This window comes from Streptomyces sp. NPDC107559 (assembly GCF_055657365.1).
On the sequence record NZ_JBVKBD010000011.1, the window covers coordinates 1 to 15,681 of the forward strand.

General features: G+C 70.2%; 23 protein-coding genes and 1 pseudogene. 6 read left to right on the forward strand and 18 right to left on the reverse strand.

Features of this window, described 5'->3' with window-relative positions:
• Positions 1 to 681: 681 nt before the first annotated feature.
• The gene (locus ACZ7OY_RS28475; RefSeq protein WP_471914015.1) at positions 682 to 936 is read left to right on the forward strand and encodes a hypothetical protein; all 255 of its coding nucleotides are present in this window, start codon (positions 682 to 684) and stop codon (positions 934 to 936) included.
• A 231-nt stretch (positions 937 to 1,167) separates the two neighbouring features.
• Entirely contained in the window at positions 1,168 to 1,500 is a 333-nt protein-coding gene (locus tag ACZ7OY_RS28480) for a DUF7677 family protein (protein WP_471914016.1), read from the forward strand.
• A gap of 25 nt (positions 1,501 to 1,525) precedes the next feature.
• On the opposite strand, the pseudogene ACZ7OY_RS28485 reads toward ACZ7OY_RS28480, so the two are convergent.
• Positions 1,526 to 2,355, reverse strand: a pseudogene (locus ACZ7OY_RS28485) (IS5 family transposase).
• Between the two features lie 263 nt (positions 2,356 to 2,618).
• On the opposite strand from ACZ7OY_RS28485, the gene ACZ7OY_RS28490 reads away from it, so the two are divergent.
• From ACZ7OY_RS28490 to ACZ7OY_RS28500, 3 genes are all read left to right on the forward strand, one after another.
• Positions 2,619 to 3,338, forward strand: a complete 720-nt coding sequence (locus ACZ7OY_RS28490; protein WP_471914017.1) for a hypothetical protein — start codon at positions 2,619 to 2,621, stop codon at positions 3,336 to 3,338.
• Positions 3,339 to 4,106: 768 nt separating this feature from the next.
• Positions 4,107 to 4,397, forward strand: coding sequence for a hypothetical protein (locus ACZ7OY_RS28495; protein ID WP_471914018.1), 291 nt, complete (start codon positions 4,107 to 4,109; stop codon positions 4,395 to 4,397).
• Between the two features lie 162 nt (positions 4,398 to 4,559).
• On the forward strand, positions 4,560 to 5,000 hold the full coding sequence (locus tag ACZ7OY_RS28500; protein ID WP_471914019.1) for a hypothetical protein: 441 nt from the start codon (positions 4,560 to 4,562) through the stop codon (positions 4,998 to 5,000).
• Between the two features lie 172 nt (positions 5,001 to 5,172).
• Here ACZ7OY_RS28500 and ACZ7OY_RS28505 read toward each other — a convergent pair whose 3' ends face one another.
• The 15 genes from ACZ7OY_RS28505 to ACZ7OY_RS28575 form a co-directional block, all read right to left on the reverse strand.
• Complete coding sequence (locus ACZ7OY_RS28505) at positions 5,173 to 5,676, reverse strand: hypothetical protein (RefSeq protein WP_471914020.1); 504 nt, start codon at positions 5,674 to 5,676, stop codon at positions 5,173 to 5,175.
• A 157-nt stretch (positions 5,677 to 5,833) separates the two neighbouring features.
• Entirely contained in the window at positions 5,834 to 6,115 is a 282-nt protein-coding gene (locus tag ACZ7OY_RS28510; protein WP_471914021.1) for a WhiB family transcriptional regulator, read from the reverse strand.
• Positions 6,112 to 6,507 carry a hypothetical protein gene (locus tag ACZ7OY_RS28515; protein WP_471914022.1) on the reverse strand — a complete coding sequence of 132 codons (396 nt, stop codon included), beginning with the start codon at positions 6,505 to 6,507 and terminating at the stop codon, positions 6,112 to 6,114. The genes ACZ7OY_RS28510 and ACZ7OY_RS28515 overlap by 4 nt, the downstream gene beginning before the upstream one ends.
• Before the next feature lie 795 nt (positions 6,508 to 7,302).
• Complete coding sequence (locus ACZ7OY_RS28520) at positions 7,303 to 7,560, reverse strand: hypothetical protein (RefSeq protein WP_471914023.1); 258 nt, start codon at positions 7,558 to 7,560, stop codon at positions 7,303 to 7,305.
• The gene (locus ACZ7OY_RS28525; RefSeq protein WP_471914024.1) at positions 7,557 to 8,036 is read right to left on the reverse strand and encodes a hypothetical protein; all 480 of its coding nucleotides are present in this window, start codon (positions 8,034 to 8,036) and stop codon (positions 7,557 to 7,559) included. The genes ACZ7OY_RS28520 and ACZ7OY_RS28525 overlap by 4 nt, the downstream gene beginning before the upstream one ends.
• The gene (locus tag ACZ7OY_RS28530) at positions 8,033 to 8,458 is read right to left on the reverse strand and encodes a hypothetical protein (protein WP_471914025.1); all 426 of its coding nucleotides are present in this window, start codon (positions 8,456 to 8,458) and stop codon (positions 8,033 to 8,035) included. The genes ACZ7OY_RS28525 and ACZ7OY_RS28530 overlap by 4 nt, the downstream gene beginning before the upstream one ends.
• A gap of 26 nt (positions 8,459 to 8,484) precedes the next feature.
• Entirely contained in the window at positions 8,485 to 8,991 is a 507-nt protein-coding gene (locus ACZ7OY_RS28535) for a hypothetical protein (RefSeq protein ID WP_471914026.1), read from the reverse strand.
• Positions 8,988 to 9,341 (reverse strand): hypothetical protein, encoded by a 354-nt coding sequence (locus ACZ7OY_RS28540; protein WP_471914027.1) that lies wholly within the window; start codon positions 9,339 to 9,341, stop codon positions 8,988 to 8,990. Before ACZ7OY_RS28540 ends, ACZ7OY_RS28535 begins: the two co-directional genes overlap by 4 nt.
• A 240-nt stretch (positions 9,342 to 9,581) precedes the next feature.
• Positions 9,582 to 10,190, reverse strand: a complete 609-nt coding sequence (locus ACZ7OY_RS28545) for a hypothetical protein (protein ID WP_471914028.1) — start codon at positions 10,188 to 10,190, stop codon at positions 9,582 to 9,584.
• Between the two features lie 68 nt (positions 10,191 to 10,258).
• A complete protein-coding gene (locus ACZ7OY_RS28550) occupies positions 10,259 to 10,999 on the reverse strand; it encodes a hypothetical protein (RefSeq protein WP_471914029.1) in 741 nt (246 codons plus the stop codon).
• Positions 10,996 to 11,478, reverse strand: a complete 483-nt coding sequence (locus tag ACZ7OY_RS28555) for a hypothetical protein (RefSeq protein WP_471914030.1) — start codon at positions 11,476 to 11,478, stop codon at positions 10,996 to 10,998. The genes ACZ7OY_RS28550 and ACZ7OY_RS28555 overlap by 4 nt, the downstream gene beginning before the upstream one ends.
• Complete coding sequence (locus ACZ7OY_RS28560) at positions 11,478 to 11,957, reverse strand: hypothetical protein (protein ID WP_471914031.1); 480 nt, start codon at positions 11,955 to 11,957, stop codon at positions 11,478 to 11,480. Before ACZ7OY_RS28560 ends, ACZ7OY_RS28555 begins: the two co-directional genes overlap by 1 nt.
• Positions 11,947 to 12,411 (reverse strand): hypothetical protein, encoded by a 465-nt coding sequence (locus tag ACZ7OY_RS28565; RefSeq protein WP_471914032.1) that lies wholly within the window; start codon positions 12,409 to 12,411, stop codon positions 11,947 to 11,949. The genes ACZ7OY_RS28560 and ACZ7OY_RS28565 overlap by 11 nt, the downstream gene beginning before the upstream one ends.
• Complete coding sequence (locus ACZ7OY_RS28570) at positions 12,408 to 12,821, reverse strand: hypothetical protein (RefSeq protein WP_471914033.1); 414 nt, start codon at positions 12,819 to 12,821, stop codon at positions 12,408 to 12,410. The genes ACZ7OY_RS28565 and ACZ7OY_RS28570 overlap by 4 nt, the downstream gene beginning before the upstream one ends.
• Positions 12,818 to 14,104 carry a hypothetical protein gene (locus ACZ7OY_RS28575; protein WP_471914034.1) on the reverse strand — a complete coding sequence of 429 codons (1,287 nt, stop codon included), beginning with the start codon at positions 14,102 to 14,104 and terminating at the stop codon, positions 12,818 to 12,820. The genes ACZ7OY_RS28570 and ACZ7OY_RS28575 overlap by 4 nt, the downstream gene beginning before the upstream one ends.
• A 162-nt stretch (positions 14,105 to 14,266) precedes the next feature.
• Here ACZ7OY_RS28575 and ACZ7OY_RS28580 point away from each other — a divergent pair, with 162 nt between their 5' ends.
• A complete protein-coding gene (locus ACZ7OY_RS28580; RefSeq protein ID WP_471914035.1) occupies positions 14,267 to 14,551 on the forward strand; it encodes a hypothetical protein in 285 nt (94 codons plus the stop codon).
• 71 nt (positions 14,552 to 14,622) lie between these two features.
• On the opposite strand, the gene ACZ7OY_RS28585 is transcribed toward ACZ7OY_RS28580, so the two are convergent.
• Entirely contained in the window at positions 14,623 to 15,069 is a 447-nt protein-coding gene (locus ACZ7OY_RS28585; protein WP_471914036.1) for a hypothetical protein, read from the reverse strand.
• Positions 15,066 to 15,671, reverse strand: coding sequence for a hypothetical protein (locus ACZ7OY_RS28590; RefSeq protein ID WP_471914037.1), 606 nt, complete (start codon positions 15,669 to 15,671; stop codon positions 15,066 to 15,068). Before ACZ7OY_RS28590 ends, ACZ7OY_RS28585 begins: the two co-directional genes overlap by 4 nt.
• Positions 15,672 to 15,681: the final 10 nt, after the last annotated feature.

Sequence of the window (15,681 nt, forward strand, 5' to 3'; positions counted from 1 at the left end):
GCAAGGTCGTCGATCACGCGGAGAGGCTGCCCGGATCACCGCTCAGACAGTTCTCGAGGCCACTCGTTGGAGGGGCGGTCCGGCAAGACCGCCCCGCCCCGCTCTCCGCCAACTACACTCCCGACGACGCCTCTGACCAGGCCAGATAGCGAAGCGCTGCTGGAGTACTAGGACTTGTCCGGCCGATCATGTGCCGGTTAGGGGGCGAGCGTGTCCAAGCCGAGCGCGAGCAACGAGACCAGCAGCACGGTCTGCCTGTGGGCCGAGCCGTGGGCCGAGACATGGTGATCACGTTATCGCCTCACGGCGGCCGGTTCCCGATCTCCGCCCGCTGGTAGCCTCTGCACGCGCTGACCAGCGCAGCCGTCCTGGAATCGATCCTGCGGCTCGGTTCTTGGAAAGAGTGACGTGATCAAGCGGGTGCACATGACCGCCGGAGTGGTTTTGGCGGCAGTCATAGTTTTGTCTGGATGCGGCGCTACGAAGTCGGACAAAGCGAAGTCCACTCAGCAGCCTGCGTCAACGGCAAGGTCTGGCAGCGCGGTCGGCGCCCCCAGTGCCGACTCCGCGTCGAGTACCGGTGAAAGCGGCGGCAAGCAGAGTTCGCGGCCGACCGCCCCTTCCACCCCCACGGCGTCCCCCTCCGTCGCTGCTGCCCGGCCTCTGAAGGACGGCACCGCCGTGCTCACGCACTGCGCGGACGAGGACGACCCGTACGTGACCGTCGCGGTCCGGAATCCGAACGGGCGCCAGGGTCTCTTCGCCGTGAGAATCAGCTACAAGAACGCAGACGGCTTCACCATGTTCAAGACCTACGACCAGGTGTCGGTGCCTGCGAAGAGCAAGGCGAAGGTCCGGGTGGCCGTTGCCACCGCGGGACCCGTGGACGAGATCGCTCGCTGTGAGGTCAATCCACGGGCCACTGCCGTCCAGTGACGGCCCACGGAGCTCACCTCGTCCGAAAACGGCCTGGGCGCCGCGCGACGATCGGTTCCGCCTGCCGGTGCCCGGCAGGTTGCCGAGGAAATGGGCGCCGGCTCTTGGCCGGCTGTGGCCCGCGAGCGGGGCGCGGGGACACGCCCGTGCCGGGCCTCGACGAAGGCGTAGAACGCAGCCCTCGACCGAGTCACCCTAGGCGCTGTCGTCAAAAGATCTTGCCTGGGCGATGTGGACAGCAGGCATGATGTGCTGGTGGGACATCTTCCTATCGACGTGCGTGCTTCGCTTCGGTTCTTCGCCTTCTACTTGGCCAACGGCACCATTGACGTTGACCTGCTCGACGGTTTTGACTACCGACCGGCTCTCTTCCAGTTCGGTTCGTCGTTGGAGCAGGTCTTCGTGATCTATAGCAATGTGCTGGAAGTCGGCGCGGACGGCGAGGTGCTGAACGACGGGTACGCGCAGTACCGTGCCGCACAGTGGATTCGCCGCTCTTGCGACCCGACGTACGAAGTCGAGCCGCCGTTCCAGGCTTGGGAGACCGAACTTCACGGTCCGTGAATGAGCCGACAGTCCTCGAGGGACATCACACCCACATCAAGAGCGATGCGAGGGTGACAGCAGCCCGGTAGGACTCGGCGGTCTTCTCGTAGCGGGTGGCGATGCCCCGCCACTGCTTCAACCGGTTGAAGCAGCGTTCCACCACGTTGCGCCGCTTGTAGAGCTCACGGTCGAAGGCCGGTGGCCGGCCGCCGCGGCTGCCGCGCCGGGCCCGGTTTCGTACCTGGTCAGCACGTTCGGGGATGGTGTGGGCTATGCCCCGACGCCGCAGCCAGGTGCGGATCGCCCGGGAGCTGTAGCCCTTATCGCCGAGGACGTGAACCGGCCTGGTGCGGGGTCGCCCGGGGCCGATGCGGGGCACCCGTATCGTCTCCATCACCTCAGCGAAACGGGTGCAGTCGTTGACGTTCCCGCCGGTCAGGACGAAACCCAGCGGCCGGCCGAGAGCGTCACATGCAAGGTGGATCTTGGTGGTCAGCCCACCCCTGGACCGTCCGAGCGCGGGGCCGAGGACCCCCCTTTTCGGGCCCCGGCGGCGTGCTGGTGAGCCCTCACGACCGTGGAGTCGACCGACACCAGCCAGTCGACGCCCCCGACCGCGTCCGCCCTGGCCTGCGCGGCCTGGAGCATCCTCGCGAACGTACCGCCCTTCGCCCACCGGCGGAAACGGGTGTGGAGCGTCGCCCACGGCCCGTACCGATCGGGCACGTACCGCCACGCCGAACCCGTTCGGAACTTCCACACAATTCCGTTGAGAACCCTCCGGTCGTCCACTCGCTTCCGACCCCGCAACGACAGTGGCAGCAACGGGCGGACGAACTCCCACTCTGCATCGGAAAGTTCATGACGACGAATCACCACACCATGATCTACCACTCAAGATCATTTGACGACACGCCCTAGCGGGACGCGTGATCGCCCGGACAGCGCCTAGCCCTCTCATACAGAGAGAGGATGTCGATCGAATCGGTATCCCGCTTGCGCCAGTTGGGGCAGGATGTGGGGTCATGCCGGAGTCTCCTGACAGTCAGCCTCCCAGACGTGAGCCTGATGGGCTCATCCGGAGTACCTGGTGGGTCCCCTCGCTCACCGGCTTGTCGTGCGTTATGGCCGTTGCGGTGTTCCTTTACTTCACGCATATGGACGAGGTTTCAGCCTCGACTCTCGTACCTGCCCTCACGGTCTTGGTCCTGTTTGTAGTTGGCTTGTTTGATAGGCGCCCCGCTGGAGATTCGGAGTCCCGACGGCGGGTTCTGGCTGCCGAGCATGAGCTTGAGGAGGCGTTGCGGGCGCGCGAGGGTGACCGGCCAGAGGTTCCGCATCAGCGGGTACCTGAGTCTGCGGAAGCGGCGCTGGTGTTGCCGGAGTTGTGGAAGGTCACCCACTCGCGGCTTGACCACTATCACGAGACGGTACTGGGGCAGGCGCGGCGGTCGTTTCGGAGCGCGCAACTTGCCATGTGGCTGGGATTTCTGCTGCTGGTCGCGTTCGTGAGTGTCGCGGTGCGGGCGAGCACGACGGCGGGTGCGGTGGTGGCCGGGGGGCTTGGGGCGGTGTCGGCCGCTCTCGCTGGGTATGTGGGGCGGACGTTCATGAAGTCGCAGGAGGCAGCGTCATCGCATCTGCGGGCCTACTTCGATCAGCCTCTCGCGTTCTCGCGGTACCTGGCGGCCGAGCGGTTGCTGAGGAACAGCGATCTGCAAGGTGCGGCGCGGGACGAGGTGGTGGCCGCGCTGGTCTTGGCGGTCGCCGATGTTCCTGGCGCCAGCAGTGCAGGCAGGCAGGCGGGTGCGGCACCGGAGAGCGGGCAGGCGGAGCGTTCTTTGGCGACGCCTTAGCCAGCGCGGACGTGCATCAGCCCCTCCCCCGACGCCAGGGTGTCGATGTGGTCCAGGTAGCGCCTGTCACGGTGTGGACTTGGAGTCGCTTGAGTTTGCCCTCCCGATCGCGCTCCCACCACCTTCCCAGCGCATCGCGGAATTCCAGTCGGGTCGGTTCTTCTGCGACGGCCTCGGACACCGTGTGCACTCTCATGCCAACAACCCAATAGTCGAGGCGGACCTTGGTCTCGTGAACCGCAGCTCCTGCACCAGGCTTGATGGGAAGGTCGAAGGTGGCTGCACCATGCGCTTGCAGCTCGGGAAGTCTCTCCTTTTCGTTCGACCCCGCCCAGGCTGTGACCTCGCAGATCGGGGCTTCGCTGGAGTTGCGGACATGGAGGCGGCGCGTCCTCTGAAGACGCGTCTCCCCGTCATGAGGCTCATAACTGATACTCGTCCAAGCAGCCACCTTGCTGGCCTGCTCGCGCTCCTTGTCCAGGACGCTGCGCCGGTAGGCCAAGGCAGCGATCAAGGCTGATCCGCCAGTGAGAACCGTGCCAACCCATGCCGGCACGGCTCCCCAGTCCCACCCCAGCCACCCGCTCGCCATCGTTCGCCCCACGTCTGTAAGAGCAGTCAGTGCGTACGCCGTGCCGGGCGTATGCAGCGCAACGCTCATAGTGCGCGATACCGCTCAACTTTGAGTGAGACACGATCAGTCTTCGATGAGACAGCACACCTGCGCGCGGGTCGCCAGGTTGCGGACTCCCCTCTACATTCGAACATATGAGTGATAGGCGACGGGATGCGGAGGCCGCCCCGGAGCCCAGCGGGGCGGACACGGTGCGCCACTACGCGCCGCACGAGGTGGTGCGCGTGGACCTGTGGGTCGGCGGCCAGCCGTACCGGGGAGTGGCGCGCGCGAGCTACGTCTCCCCGACTGGCCGACTGGCTTACGGCTTGCTGCTGTGGCCGCGCCCTTGGGATTCACCCTCGGGATGGTGGTGGTTCGATGCGTCACGCATGGCACGGCGCAGCTACGACAATCCGGGGGCGGGCGGCAGCGCCGCCGAGTGACGGCGCAGCGGCCCGGCCCTGAGGAGAGGAGGGCAGGCCGCGGGGGCGCAGATCCGGTCTGGTGGTCGAGCGCCGCCCTTGGGGGTGACCTTTTGTGGCGAGGTGTCCGAGGTGCCCGCTACGGTCGGCCCTCCGCTGAACGTAAACGAAAGGTCAACGGGGATGCGCAGGATCGGGCTGGCAGTTGGGGCGACGCTGGTGGCGCTGCTCGCGGTGGGGTGCTCGGGGAGCACCGACACGGCCGGCGACAGCAACAAGGGGGGCGCTGCGGCGGCCGCGGCGCCGAAGAAGGAGACGGCCCCGGCCGCCGTGAAGTTGGTCAAGCAGGGGTGGGAGGACCACGCGACGTGGGGGCCGCACTCGTACGTCGTCCACTGGGAGCTGACCAACACGGGCGCCAAGCCTGGCAACTTCTTCGCTCAACTTGAGTTCATGGACCGGGACGGGGACGTGCTGGGGACCACGGGGATCACGGCGGACAAGCTGGGCCCGGGCAAGACGTCCAAGGGTGACGCGGCGCCGCTCAATGTAGAGATCACCAACGGCAAGATGACGGACGTCGTGAAGGCTCGGGTGTCCGAGGTGGAGCGCCTGGACTACTGACCTCTGGGGTGTGGTGGTGAGCAGGGCCCCGGTCGCCGTGGCGGCGGTCGGGGCTCTGTCGTGTTCACCGGCTGGCGGAGCGGGCGGCGGCGCCGGCCGGTAACGGTGCGGCGGGGCGCAGCGGCGAGGCCTCGGCTCCGACCGTGGACCGGCGGCGTCCGGACCCTAGATGTCAGACCTTGCAGAAGCCGATGCGCTTGAGGGTGGCGTTGATCTGCTTCCCTTGGGCTTCGGTGGTCGTGACGTCCTTGTAGCTGAAGCGCTGCGAGGCAGACCAGTCGAGCTTTCCGGCGCCGTTGTTGATGGCGCTGCACTGGTTGCGCGCGGCGCTGACGGCCTTCTCGTCGTACTTGGCGATGCCCGGGTTGACCTCGGCGAGCGCCTTGAGGAGCTGGGTGCGCTTGGCGCCGGTCGGCTCGGGCGGGATGCCGCTGGCCTTGTTGATGGCGTCCCAGTCGACGGTGGGCTCGGCGCTGGGTGCGGTCTTCGGTTTGGCGGCCGCGGTGGTCTTCGCCTTGGCGGTCGCGGCGGCCTTGGGCTTGCTGTCGCCGGAGTCGTCGCCGCCCCCGGCGGAGGCGATGCCGACGATGACGACCAGCCCGAAGGCGCCGATCAGAATCTTCTTGTTCAGGCTGCGGCGACGCTGTTGCTGCTGGTCAGTGAGCTGTGCGGTCATGATCCCCCCTGGGATGTTGTGCGTGACCACATCATGCAGCATGTGAAGATCTCGTGTAGCCGGGGGTCTGCTCGAGGTACTCCGCAGCCCTTCGGGGGGTGGTGACCGGGCCGGGTAGATGGACGTGGCGTGCATCTACCCCGCCTCGGCTCTGCCTCTATTCCGGCCGTGGCGGCTGGGCTGCGATGCGCTCCTTCGCGCGGGTGTCGCGTTCGCTGGCGGTGAGGCCGCCCCAGATGCCGTCCTGGTAGCCGTTGTCGATGGCGAAGTCCGCACAAGGTTCACGGACGGGGCAGCCAGCGCACAAGGCTTTCGCCTCGGCGGCGGGGCCCTTGAGCGGGGTGAGCCGGCTGGTGGCGACGAACAGGTCGGGGTCGTGCTTGCAGGGGGTGTCGGGCCAGGGTCCGGTGACGCAGTCCAGGAAGCGGGGGACGCTCATGAGTCCTCCGCAGGGCTGAGGCTGGCGAGCTTGAGCGGAGCGGGTACTTGCCAGACGGCGAAGCTGTCGAGGATGCGGCGACGGCTGTCACCGCCGCGAAGGAAGGATCCGGTGCGCTGCTGCTGGAGGACGTAGGCCCTGGTGGCGAGGAAGCGCGAGCGTAGGGCGTCGTAGGCGGCGGCTCGCTGGAGGTCGGCCCGGAGGGCTTCGGCACGGTCCCAGCACTGGCTCCAGGAGGCGAGGGCCGGTGCCTCGCACTGTTCGCGGAGCTGGCGGTCGTGTTCTTCGGGGCTCATGTGGAAGTGGGCGCCGTCGGGTGCGGTGCCGATGCCCGGGGTGGTCTGGCCGCACGAGCAGCGCGGGGGTGCGAGGAGGTCGAGGGGCAGCTCCATCACTGCGGCGATGTGCTCGCGGGCCTCGGCGCGAGTCCTGGCTTCGGGGTCTCGGGGGCCGGGGCAGCAGGTGTCTTCGCACGGCTGCCGCTCTGTGGTGTCCGGACGTCCGGATGCTGTGTCCGGATGGTCTCCGCCCTGGTCGTGGTGGTGCCGAGGACGGGCGGGCGGGTGCGTCCGGATTCTGATCGCCGGTGCCCGGACGTCCATCCGGACGCATCCGGATGCACACGTCCTGGCCGCATTCGCAGTCGGCGCACCTGTTGCAGAAGGGCTGGCCCCGGAAGTTCTCGTACGTGACGGGGCCGCCGCCGCACACGCAGCACCCGACGGCTGTCACGGGGGCCACGCAGTCCTTGAGGGCCTCGGCGATCGTGTCCTCGGCCCGCTGGTAGCCGTCGGCGTCGGTGGCCAAGTCGACCTGCCAGGGCTCGCCGTCCGCGTTGTGCAGGAGGCTCCATCCGTACGCCTGGCCGTGCTCGTCGAGATGGAGGGCGAGGCCGCGGGGGTGGAGCGCGACCCGGTTGATCAGCCACAGCAGGCCGGAGTCGCGGAGGGCGGCGAAGGACCGTGCGTCGGTGTCGACGTCGGGGCGCGGGCCTCCGGCGGCCGGGGCGGCAGCGTGGACGTCGAAGCTCTGCGGGAGCACCTCGGTGCCCCCTCCGGGTATCTGGAGGACGATCGACGGGCAGCCCATGAGGCCGGCGAGCTGGCCGTGCCAGACCTGGTGCGGGGCTCCGGGGCGGGTGACGGTGACCCACTCGCCGAGAAGGCTGAGCAGCGTGCGGTGGTCGGTCACTTCAGCCACCATCCGGGGGCCGCCTTCAGGATCAGAGCCATGAGCCAGTCGGGCCGCTGCGGGATGGGTACGGCCCAGCCGTCGGCGCCGGACGGGGCGGTGACGAGGAGGCTCGGCAGTCGGCCGGTGACCTGCTGCCAGGTGATCGTGATCTCTTCGCTGGCCGGTTCGGCGCCGAGGTTGGCGAGCTGCTCGGGCGAGACGCGGAACCGCTTGGAGACGGTCTCCATCTGTGCGAGCTGTTCGAGGATCATCGGGTCGGCTCCTTCACAGCAGGGTCGTCGGGCTCGGGGGCGGTGGTGGGGGGCCGGCCGTCGCTGCACTGCCACATGGGGCTCTCTGGGCGGGCGGTGACCTGGAGGTTGGCCAGCAGCTTGAAGGCCATGTACTCCAGCACTGCGCGGCCGAGTTCGACCGGGTACGGGGTGGAGTTGTCCAGGGCGTACACGAGGGCGTCGACCGTCATGCCGGGCTGGCTGGTGACGAGGGCCTCGTCCCAGCTGAAGGTGCAGCGGCCGCACTGGCGCTCCAGGCGCTGCGGGAGCGGGCCGCGCCGGGCCGAGGCACCGTTCCAGTCCGCGACCCGGACGGTGCGGACGATGGCTGGCCGGTACCAGGTGAACGCCTCGCGGTACTGGCACTTGGCGCAGACGGCGTCCTCGGCCGAGTAGGGCGGCAGCATCCCGCCCTCGATGCCGAGGACAGCGGGAAGGATGTCGACAGGCTTCATGCGCCGGTCCCTTCCCGGGCGGCATTCCGAGCCCGCTCCCTGGCTTCGAGGGTCTCGGGACAGTTGACGGTCCGGCAGCCCTCGTGGAGGTAGCAGCCGTGGACGCAGCGGGGCCGGTTGTAGTCGGCTTCCTCGTCACGGCGCGGGGCCCGGCGAACTGTGCTGGTGGGCCGCTTGTGCCAGCCGCCCGGCTCGTCCTGGGTGTCCGCGTTCCACTCGGCGACGGCCTCCCGCACGAGGTCCGGGTCGCGGGGGAAACACCAGGACCAGTCGTAGCCCCAGGCGCCGTCGGGACCGTGCGGGATGGCGATCAGGCGGATGTTGGAGCCCTGCCAGATCCACACGAAGCTGTGCTTGTCGTCGCGCGCGAGTTCGTAGCCCTCCCATTGCTCGATCAGGATCGGGGTGGGGTGGTGCTGCATGGTGCGGTCCTTCGGTGTGGGGCGGGTCAGCGGCGGCGGTGTCGGCTGATGGGCGGGCCGTACGGGCTCATCCAGGCCGGTCGCCCGGTGGCGGCCGCAGCGAGCGGGGCGGCCGTCCGCAGGCGGCTCAGGGAGTCCGTCACGGCAGACAGGGTCTTGGCCATCCGGCGGGCCAGCGGACGGAGAGCTTCGGCGAGCTGCCGGAAGAGGTCGGCAGCGCGGGCCAGGTGGCGGCCGACGACCTCGGCCTGTTCAGGGGTGGAGCGGTGGTCGGTCACAGGAGCCTTCCGACGTGGTGGGGGGGAGGGCGGCCGGTGGTCTGGCCGCCCGGGCCAGGCGGACCAGCCGAACGGGGACTCGCCTCGGTCGGTGGCGACGGGCAGCTCGGCCGTGGACCGGACGGTGCAGGTGACCCAGCCGGTGTCGCGGGTGAACACGTCGGCGACCGGCAGCTCGGCGGGCACCATCAGGCAGCAGGACGTGTACTGGCTGCCTGGGGGCGGCATCTCGTGGACGACGGGCGGGGCGTTCATGCGGCGCTCTGCTGGTACTGCGGACACCAGGCGTCGTGCTGTGTGCCGGCGGTCGACCAGAAGCGGTTGCAGTCGCACGGCATCTGGCGGGTGACGCGGCGGGCCTGGCGGGCGGCTCGGATCCGGCCGAGGAGTCCGGCGCTCTGGCACGGCTGGAGGGTGCCGTCGTCGTCGGACGGGATGGCGCGGCCGACTTCGCGGACCAGGCCGGTGAGGCACAGGGCGGCGACGCCGTACGCGGCGGCAGCGTGCAGCCAGCGGGTTTCACCGATGGCCTGGCCGCCCATCGACACGGAGAACACGAACGCGAGGCCGAAGACGACGCAGAGGACCATGCTGGTGCGGGTCACCAGGCCCACCCCCGCCAGGTGCGGACCGCGCGACGCCAGCCGAGCAGGGCCAGGGCGGCGGCGGTGATCGAGGCGAGGACGACCGTCAGGGTCAGCGGGTTCACGGGCGGCTCCTTCGTGCGGGGCGACGTAGTGTGCACGTCGCGGCGGGCGGCACGGCCGGTTGTGCGGCCATCTCGGTGTAGGCGGGCAACGGGGCGGGCCAGTCCGGGGCTTGCGGCTGGTGGGGTGGTTCGCCGGTCACTGCTCCCCCGTCCTGCGGAGGATGGCGTCGGCGAGGTCGACGGCGGCCCGCGCGAGCGACGTCTCGACCAGGCCGTGCTCCTGGTTCACGGTCTCGAACGCCTCGTTGAGCACACCGGTGATGGCGCGACCGACTTCGGGGCCGACGTGCGCGATGTACGCGGCGTCAGCCATGGACTGCGGGTCGTCCGATGGGCCTGTCCCGGCGACGCACACCGGCCGGTCGACCGGCCCGGCCGCCACGAACTCCTCGCCGAAGTGCAGGCCGGGGTCGTTCCACATCTTCTCGGGGTCGTACCGCCAGTCCCCGGGGGTGGCTCCGTTGACGAGCGGCAGCAGGACCGCGTGGGCGGTCTGGAGGCGCAGGTCCGCGCGGACCCGGGCGTCGGCGGCGAGGTCGACGCCGTTGACGGCGACAACGACGCGCGGCTTGGTCTTGCTGCCGCTGCATCCGGCGCAGTAGTCGCGGCCGGCGACGTGTCTCCAGCCCTGGGCGGCGCCGGCCTGGCGGGCTTCCTCGACGGTCTGGCCGTCGGTGATGAGCTGGGCCGCGCAGTTCGAGAAGCCGCGGACCGTGTTGCAGCGAAGTACCACGCTGGTGCTCAAGGGTGGCTCCTGGTTTGCTGGGCGGGCGGGCGCCCCTGTTTGGGTCAGGGGCGCCTGCGTCGTGCGGGTCATGCGTGGGCGCAGATGCCGGTCTCGTCGTGGTCGATGGCCGCACCCGGGCAATCGGGCTTCGGCGTGTACGTCTCGGCCATCCGCGCCTCGCGGCAGCTGCTGCACAGCGGCAGGCGGGCGGCCTCCTGTTGCGTCATCGGCTTGGACGCCTCGAACCGGGGAGGGCAGATCGTGTGGCCGTCCTGGCCGGGGATGTGCTTCACCGCCGTGCCGGGCGAGCGGTTCACCGACCGGGCGTTGAAGACGTACGGCGGGGCAAGCTCGGCGACCACGACGACGTCGCCCTGGTCGGCGTGGAGCTGTTCCAGCGCCATGGCGGTGTACCGGCAGCCTACGAACGGCGCCTCATAGAGGGCGTGCCCGTCCTCGGTCTGCTCGGCGGCGAGCTGCCACACGCGGCCGTCCGGCGTGCGCAGCGCGCGGGCGGCCTGGTCGCCCCAGGGCGCGGCCGCGTGGCAGAACACGCAGCGCAGGTCCTCGGGGCGGTAGTGGTGCGGCTGGGGTTCGGCCTTGTCGCCGCGCCGGTTCTGCGGGCACAGGCCGGTCGTCTCGTCGCTGCCGGTCTGATCGGCGGCCCGGTGGAGGATCTCGACGGCGGCGTTGTCCGGGACGATGTTGTGCCAGCGGTCGGAGCCGTCGTTGCCGGTGATGACCATGCGGGGGTCGCCGTCCTCGGGCGCCCAAACGGCCGCGTAGGTCACGCGCACGATGTCGCCGGACTTCGGGGTTTCGGTCATCGGCTGGCCTTTCGGTTTCGCAGGGTGGGGCCGAAGCCGAGCCAGTTGGGCAGGCCGGGGCGCGGGGTCTGGCCGGTGCGGGCGGCCGCGCAGTCGATGACGCGTTGCAGTCCGGCGCGCCGCTCCTCGGGGCTGCGTTCGCCGGCGGCGACGTCGGCGAGGACCGGGCGCAGCGGGTACGCCTCGACGCGGATGCGGCCGCGGTGCGTGATCGTGCTGTGCCGGTCGCCGATGTGCAGCCAGTCGGCGGCGTCGAGCGCGGCGGCCAGGGCGCGGCTGTCGACCTGGTCGCCGAGCTGCTCACCGCCCTCGGTCCAGGCGTTCCACAGGTTGGCGCCGCCGTCCGGCCGCCGGAAGCAGATGTTGAGGTACATCTCGGGGCTGGCGCCGTCGAGGATGCTCTCGACGACGGCGTGCTCGACCGGGCACCGGTCGCGGGTGGGTGTCAGCAGCGGCCGGGTGGCCTGCGCGAGGGGCATCAGTTGCCTTCCTGGATGGAGGTGTTGCGCTGCTCGTCGACGAGCGCGCGGGTGGTGGCGATGGCCATGCCGTAGAGGGCCAGCACGCCGTCGATGAGGCGGCAGAAGCCGGCCTCGGTGTCCGTGTCGGCGGCGAGGGCGTCGAACAGGTCGTTCGCGGACGTGCGGTCCTCGTTGGCCAGCGCCGCGGTGAAGCGGGCGGCGAACAGCACGTCGGCGGGCAAGTCTTCCGGGCCGACGGGCTGGCCGGTCTCGGTGTCCTCGATCTGGAGGACGACCATGCTGATGCCGGTCATGTGCTGCATCCCGGCCCTGGCGGCCGTCGCGAGCATCACGCACAGCGCGAAGCAGGAGAAGCGCGACTCCTCGATGAGCGGGAGGAGGAGCATCCCGCCGCCGTGGCCGTCGCCGTTGATGGCCCGGGTCAGGGCGTCCTCGACGATCCGGGGCGGGTACGCGGCGGTCGGATCAGTAGCCACAAGCGTCTCCACAGTCCTCTTCGGTGCAGTCGTCGGACGGCCAGCTGTGGCCGTCGATGTCCTCGTGGTCCTCGCCGCGGTGCCCCGGCTCCAGGACGCATTGCGTCTCGCCGCCGCCCCACGGCACGAAGTCGAAGTGCGGGCAGTGCACGCTCGGCACCCGGGCGTCGCGCTCGGCCTCGGCCTCCAAGGCGGCCCGCTCAGCAGCCTTCTTCGCCGCCCGGGTCTCGGCGGCCTTCTTCGCGGCGGCCGACCGGCGGGCCTTCGCCTCGGGCCGGTTCCTCCACCGCATGCGCGCCGCCCGCGCCTCCTGCGCGTGCTGGGCGGAAGCCGCACCCAGCGCCTGGAACAGCGCGGCCATGGGATCAACGATCCGGTTCGGGTCGCGCACGGCCCGATCGAAGTCGGCGACGGCGCGCACGGCCTGGTCGCGGGGCGTCTCGTCCGCGCTCACGCGGACTCCTCGGTCAGCATCGGGTCGAACCGGCAGCGCAGCAGGGCACGGGCCACCATGCGGGCCCCGTACCGGCGTACGGCCTCGTCGTGGCCGGCCTCGGCGACGGCCTGGCAGATCTGCTCCAGCGGCACCGCCGCGGTGACGGCGGGCTGGTGGCCGCGCCGCCGGTTCGTCGAGCAGAACAGGCAGGCCTCGCCGTTCGCCGGGTCGCGCGGGGCGGTCGGGTGCACGCGGCAGCCGGACGGGGCCACTTCGGCGCGGACGTCGCCGAGGAGCCGACGAGCGTGGTCGAGGCCCTCGCCGATCTCGTCGAGCTGCTCGGGCGCCGCTGCGAACGCCTCCAGGTGCTCGCCGTGCTCGCCCAGGGCGCGCAGCGCGCTTCCCAGCTCCGTGGTGCGGTTGGTCATCGGTCGTTCACGTCCTCGGTGGTCGGGGTGTTCCAGCGGGCGGCAAGGGCCTCGCAGGCCAGGGCGGCCTCCCGCTTGCAGTCGTCGCACTCGCGGTTCTCGGGCTCGGGTTCGCGCCGTCGCCATCTCGGGCTGCGGCACACCCGGCACTCCCACGTCGGGGCTGCGGAGCGCTGCGCCGGTAAGGCGCGCCCACCGGATGCGTCGCTCCGGCGGGCCTTGCGTTCCTCGCAAGCCCGGCAGGGCTGGCCGGTGTCGACCATCGACCCGTCCTCACATCCGGCGTCCGGGCACTCACCGGCCCGCACGAGGGCCTGGAGGACCGCGTAGGGGTTGGCGATGCCTCTCCCGGCCAGCAAGGCGCTCTGGTAGCGGTGAGCGACCCAGCGGCGGGCCACACGATCGGCGAGCTGCTGCGCGGTGCGGTGCTCCAGCTCGCGAGCGGCAGCGACGCGGAACGGGTGCGGCAGCGCCTTGCCGTCCAGCAGCTCCACCAGCGACCCGGGCACTGCGCGCTCGATGACGGCGACGGCCGCAGTCTCCTGGCGGGTCAGCCGGGTCTTCTTCCTCGGGGGCGCTGGCTTTTCCGTCGCGGCGGAGCCGCCTCGAGTCCCGCGCGCGCTACTACCGGTAGAGGCCCTGCGGGCGGCATTGGCGCTACGCGCCGAAGGCGCTAGTTCTCTCGTCTTCTTCCCAACCGTCTTCTTAAAGACTCGGGGGTTTTCCGGGACCCGGGAAACCCCCGAGTCGGGAACGACCTGCGGTTTTGCGTCTGCGGGGCTCTGTTCTGCGTCCCGTGGGGGCTGATTGCGCAGGTCGCTCCCGACTCCGGGAATTCCCGGAGTCGGGGCGGCACCCTTCTGGGCCAGCTTTTCCCGCCGCTTCTGGACCCTCTTGATGGCCGTGGCGGTGGGCGGGATGACCTCCACGCGGCGTGCGTCGGGGTCCTCGCCGCGGATCGTCTTGAGGAGTTCGTCGACCTCGGCGTCACAGGCCGGCGGGGCGAAGACCGCCATCTCCGTGCGCCACTTGTTCCCGGCGCCCATGATCCGGACCTTCACCACGTAGCGGGCGACCTGGAGCATTCCCATGGCGTTGGCCATGGCGTCCTCGCCGTAGCCGTACTTCGCGCCGATCTTGGCCAGCGTGATGTCCCAGCCGTCCTTGTGGCGCAGGAACACCGTCAGTAGCCCGAGCGCCGTCAGGTCCAGGTTCGGGGAGTCGTCGACAGTCTCGTTCGGCACCTGGGCGAACCGGGGCGGGCGACCGCTCCGCTTCCTCATGGTGTCTTCTCTCGATCGATGCGAACAGATCCGCAGTCATCACCGTTTCGATGACAACATAGCCAACATTACACTTTGGCCAAACGGCATGTTGGCTATCACACGCGGGAGATCAGCCCCACGTTCCGCGAGGCCAAGTGACCGTTGTGCGAAGATCTGGCCATGCCCAAGGAGGACGCCGTGACCCGGCTGCAAGAAGCTGTCGCCGCCAGACAGAGGGCTGAGGAAGAGGCCAAGGCGGCCGCCAAGGCCATCCGGGAGCCAGCAGCCGAGGCCTTCGCCGACGCCGTCGTGGCGGCCCTCGTCGAGGACGGCATGAAGCCCGGGGAAGTCGCGGACGCCACAGGCGTCAGCTACGAGACGATCCGGCGCATCGCGCGTGACCGCAATGTCGGCCGGCTGCGCGAGCCCACCGTCACCAGCCGCCGCAAGGCCGAACTGGACTGAACCGGCCGACGGCACACCCGGGCGGGGACAGCCGACACCGGATGCCCCCACGCCGCACGTGCGCCGCCTGCTCATCCGGCCGTGTCTCCCTGCATGGCGGTACGGGCCAGGCTGGCGGCGTCGGCGACGAGTCGGCAGACGCCGCCGACGAACACCTCAGGCCCAGCTACGAGAGCCTCCTCGAACCGGGCCTTCTTCGAGTCCGTGTCGCCGTTGCAGTGAGCCACGAGGAACCCGGTCGCGAAGGCCCGCGCGGGGTCACAGTCGAGGACGCCCGGCTCGAGTTGCTCGACGATCCACCGGTCACCGTTCGCGGGATCGGGGACGCTGTCGCCATACAGCACCTGAAGTGCCCGGTGTCCGGCCTCGGCGAAGGCGACGCAGATGCCGTAGATGCGGTTGGCGTCGCTGTCGACGCCGAGCGTGGCGACCAGGTGGGCCGCGCGGTCGGCGTCGCCAGTGATGGCCGCCGCGAGGGTGTCGTGGACGTGCTGGGCGGCTGCCTGGGTAGACATCATGAGGCGTTCCCCGGCAGGTAGTTCAGCGCCCGCTCGTACTGCTCCAGGAGGCTCGCGTGGGCGCGCAGGGGCCGCGGGTCCTTGTCGGCCTCCGCCTTGAGGACGTCGAGGCCGGACCAGATCGCGTCGAGGGCCTCGCCATAGACCGCAGGCCGGCCCTCCCGCCACCAGGTGACCTCAGTGGGCTCGCCAAGGCCGAACAGCTGGAGGCCGGGCATCTTCGACCACGAGCGGGTCGTCCAGACTGCGCACGCACCCGGGTTACGCGGGTCCATCGTGCCGTCCGGGGCGACCGTGCCCTCGGGCAGGTTCTCCCGGCGGCGCATGTGCGGGTGCGTCAGGAACGGGCACACCAGCACCGAGTACTCGGAGCAGTCCTTGTGCCCGGGCGGCTCGGCCGAGACCCGGTTGATCGTGCACATCGGACCGAGGACGAAGGTCTGGTAGGCGCCGAGGGTGTCGCCGCACAGCCAGCACAGGTTGAAGCGGACGGCATCGCGGATGCCGCCGGGCCGGACCACGCGGTGGTCGGCCTGGCCGTCGACGTAGCCGACGAACCAGGGAACGATTCTCCGATGGCGGTCTCGGGGCCTCCGGGCCATCCGCGGCGGG

Bases quoted from the DNA above. Each gene is read 5' to 3' on its own strand.
- ACZ7OY_RS28575 (WP_471914034.1), bottom strand. From the start codon at position 14,104: ATGAGGAAGCGGAGCGGTCGCCCGCCCCGGTTCGCCCAGGTGCCGAAC.
- ACZ7OY_RS28500 (WP_471914019.1), top strand. From the start codon at position 4,560: ATGCGCAGGATCGGGCTGGCAGTTGGGGCGACGCTGGTGGCGCTGCTC.
- ACZ7OY_RS28585 (WP_471914036.1), bottom strand. From the start codon at position 15,069: ATGATGTCTACCCAGGCAGCCGCCCAGCACGTCCACGACACCCTCGCG.
- ACZ7OY_RS28515 (WP_471914022.1), bottom strand. From the start codon at position 6,507: ATGGAGCTGCCCCTCGACCTCCTCGCACCCCCGCGCTGCTCGTGCGGC.
- ACZ7OY_RS28570 (WP_471914033.1), bottom strand. From the start codon at position 12,821: ATGACCAACCGCACCACGGAGCTGGGAAGCGCGCTGCGCGCCCTGGGC.
- ACZ7OY_RS28520 (WP_471914023.1), bottom strand. From the start codon at position 7,560: ATGATCCTCGAACAGCTCGCACAGATGGAGACCGTCTCCAAGCGGTTC.
- ACZ7OY_RS28555 (WP_471914030.1), bottom strand. From the start codon at position 11,478: ATGCCCCTCGCGCAGGCCACCCGGCCGCTGCTGACACCCACCCGCGAC.
- ACZ7OY_RS28505 (WP_471914020.1), bottom strand. From the start codon at position 5,676: ATGACCGCACAGCTCACTGACCAGCAGCAACAGCGTCGCCGCAGCCTG.
- ACZ7OY_RS28495 (WP_471914018.1), top strand. From the start codon at position 4,107: ATGAGTGATAGGCGACGGGATGCGGAGGCCGCCCCGGAGCCCAGCGGG.
- ACZ7OY_RS28550 (WP_471914029.1), bottom strand. From the start codon at position 10,999: ATGACCGAAACCCCGAAGTCCGGCGACATCGTGCGCGTGACCTACGCG.
- ACZ7OY_RS28535 (WP_471914026.1), bottom strand. From the start codon at position 8,991: ATGAACGCCCCGCCCGTCGTCCACGAGATGCCGCCCCCAGGCAGCCAG.
- ACZ7OY_RS28525 (WP_471914024.1), bottom strand. From the start codon at position 8,036: ATGAAGCCTGTCGACATCCTTCCCGCTGTCCTCGGCATCGAGGGCGGG.
- ACZ7OY_RS28530 (WP_471914025.1), bottom strand. From the start codon at position 8,458: ATGCAGCACCACCCCACCCCGATCCTGATCGAGCAATGGGAGGGCTAC.
- ACZ7OY_RS28590 (WP_471914037.1), bottom strand. From the start codon at position 15,671: ATGGCCCGGAGGCCCCGAGACCGCCATCGGAGAATCGTTCCCTGGTTC.
- ACZ7OY_RS28510 (WP_471914021.1), bottom strand. From the start codon at position 6,115: ATGAGCGTCCCCCGCTTCCTGGACTGCGTCACCGGACCCTGGCCCGAC.
- ACZ7OY_RS28580 (WP_471914035.1), top strand. From the start codon at position 14,267: ATGCCCAAGGAGGACGCCGTGACCCGGCTGCAAGAAGCTGTCGCCGCC.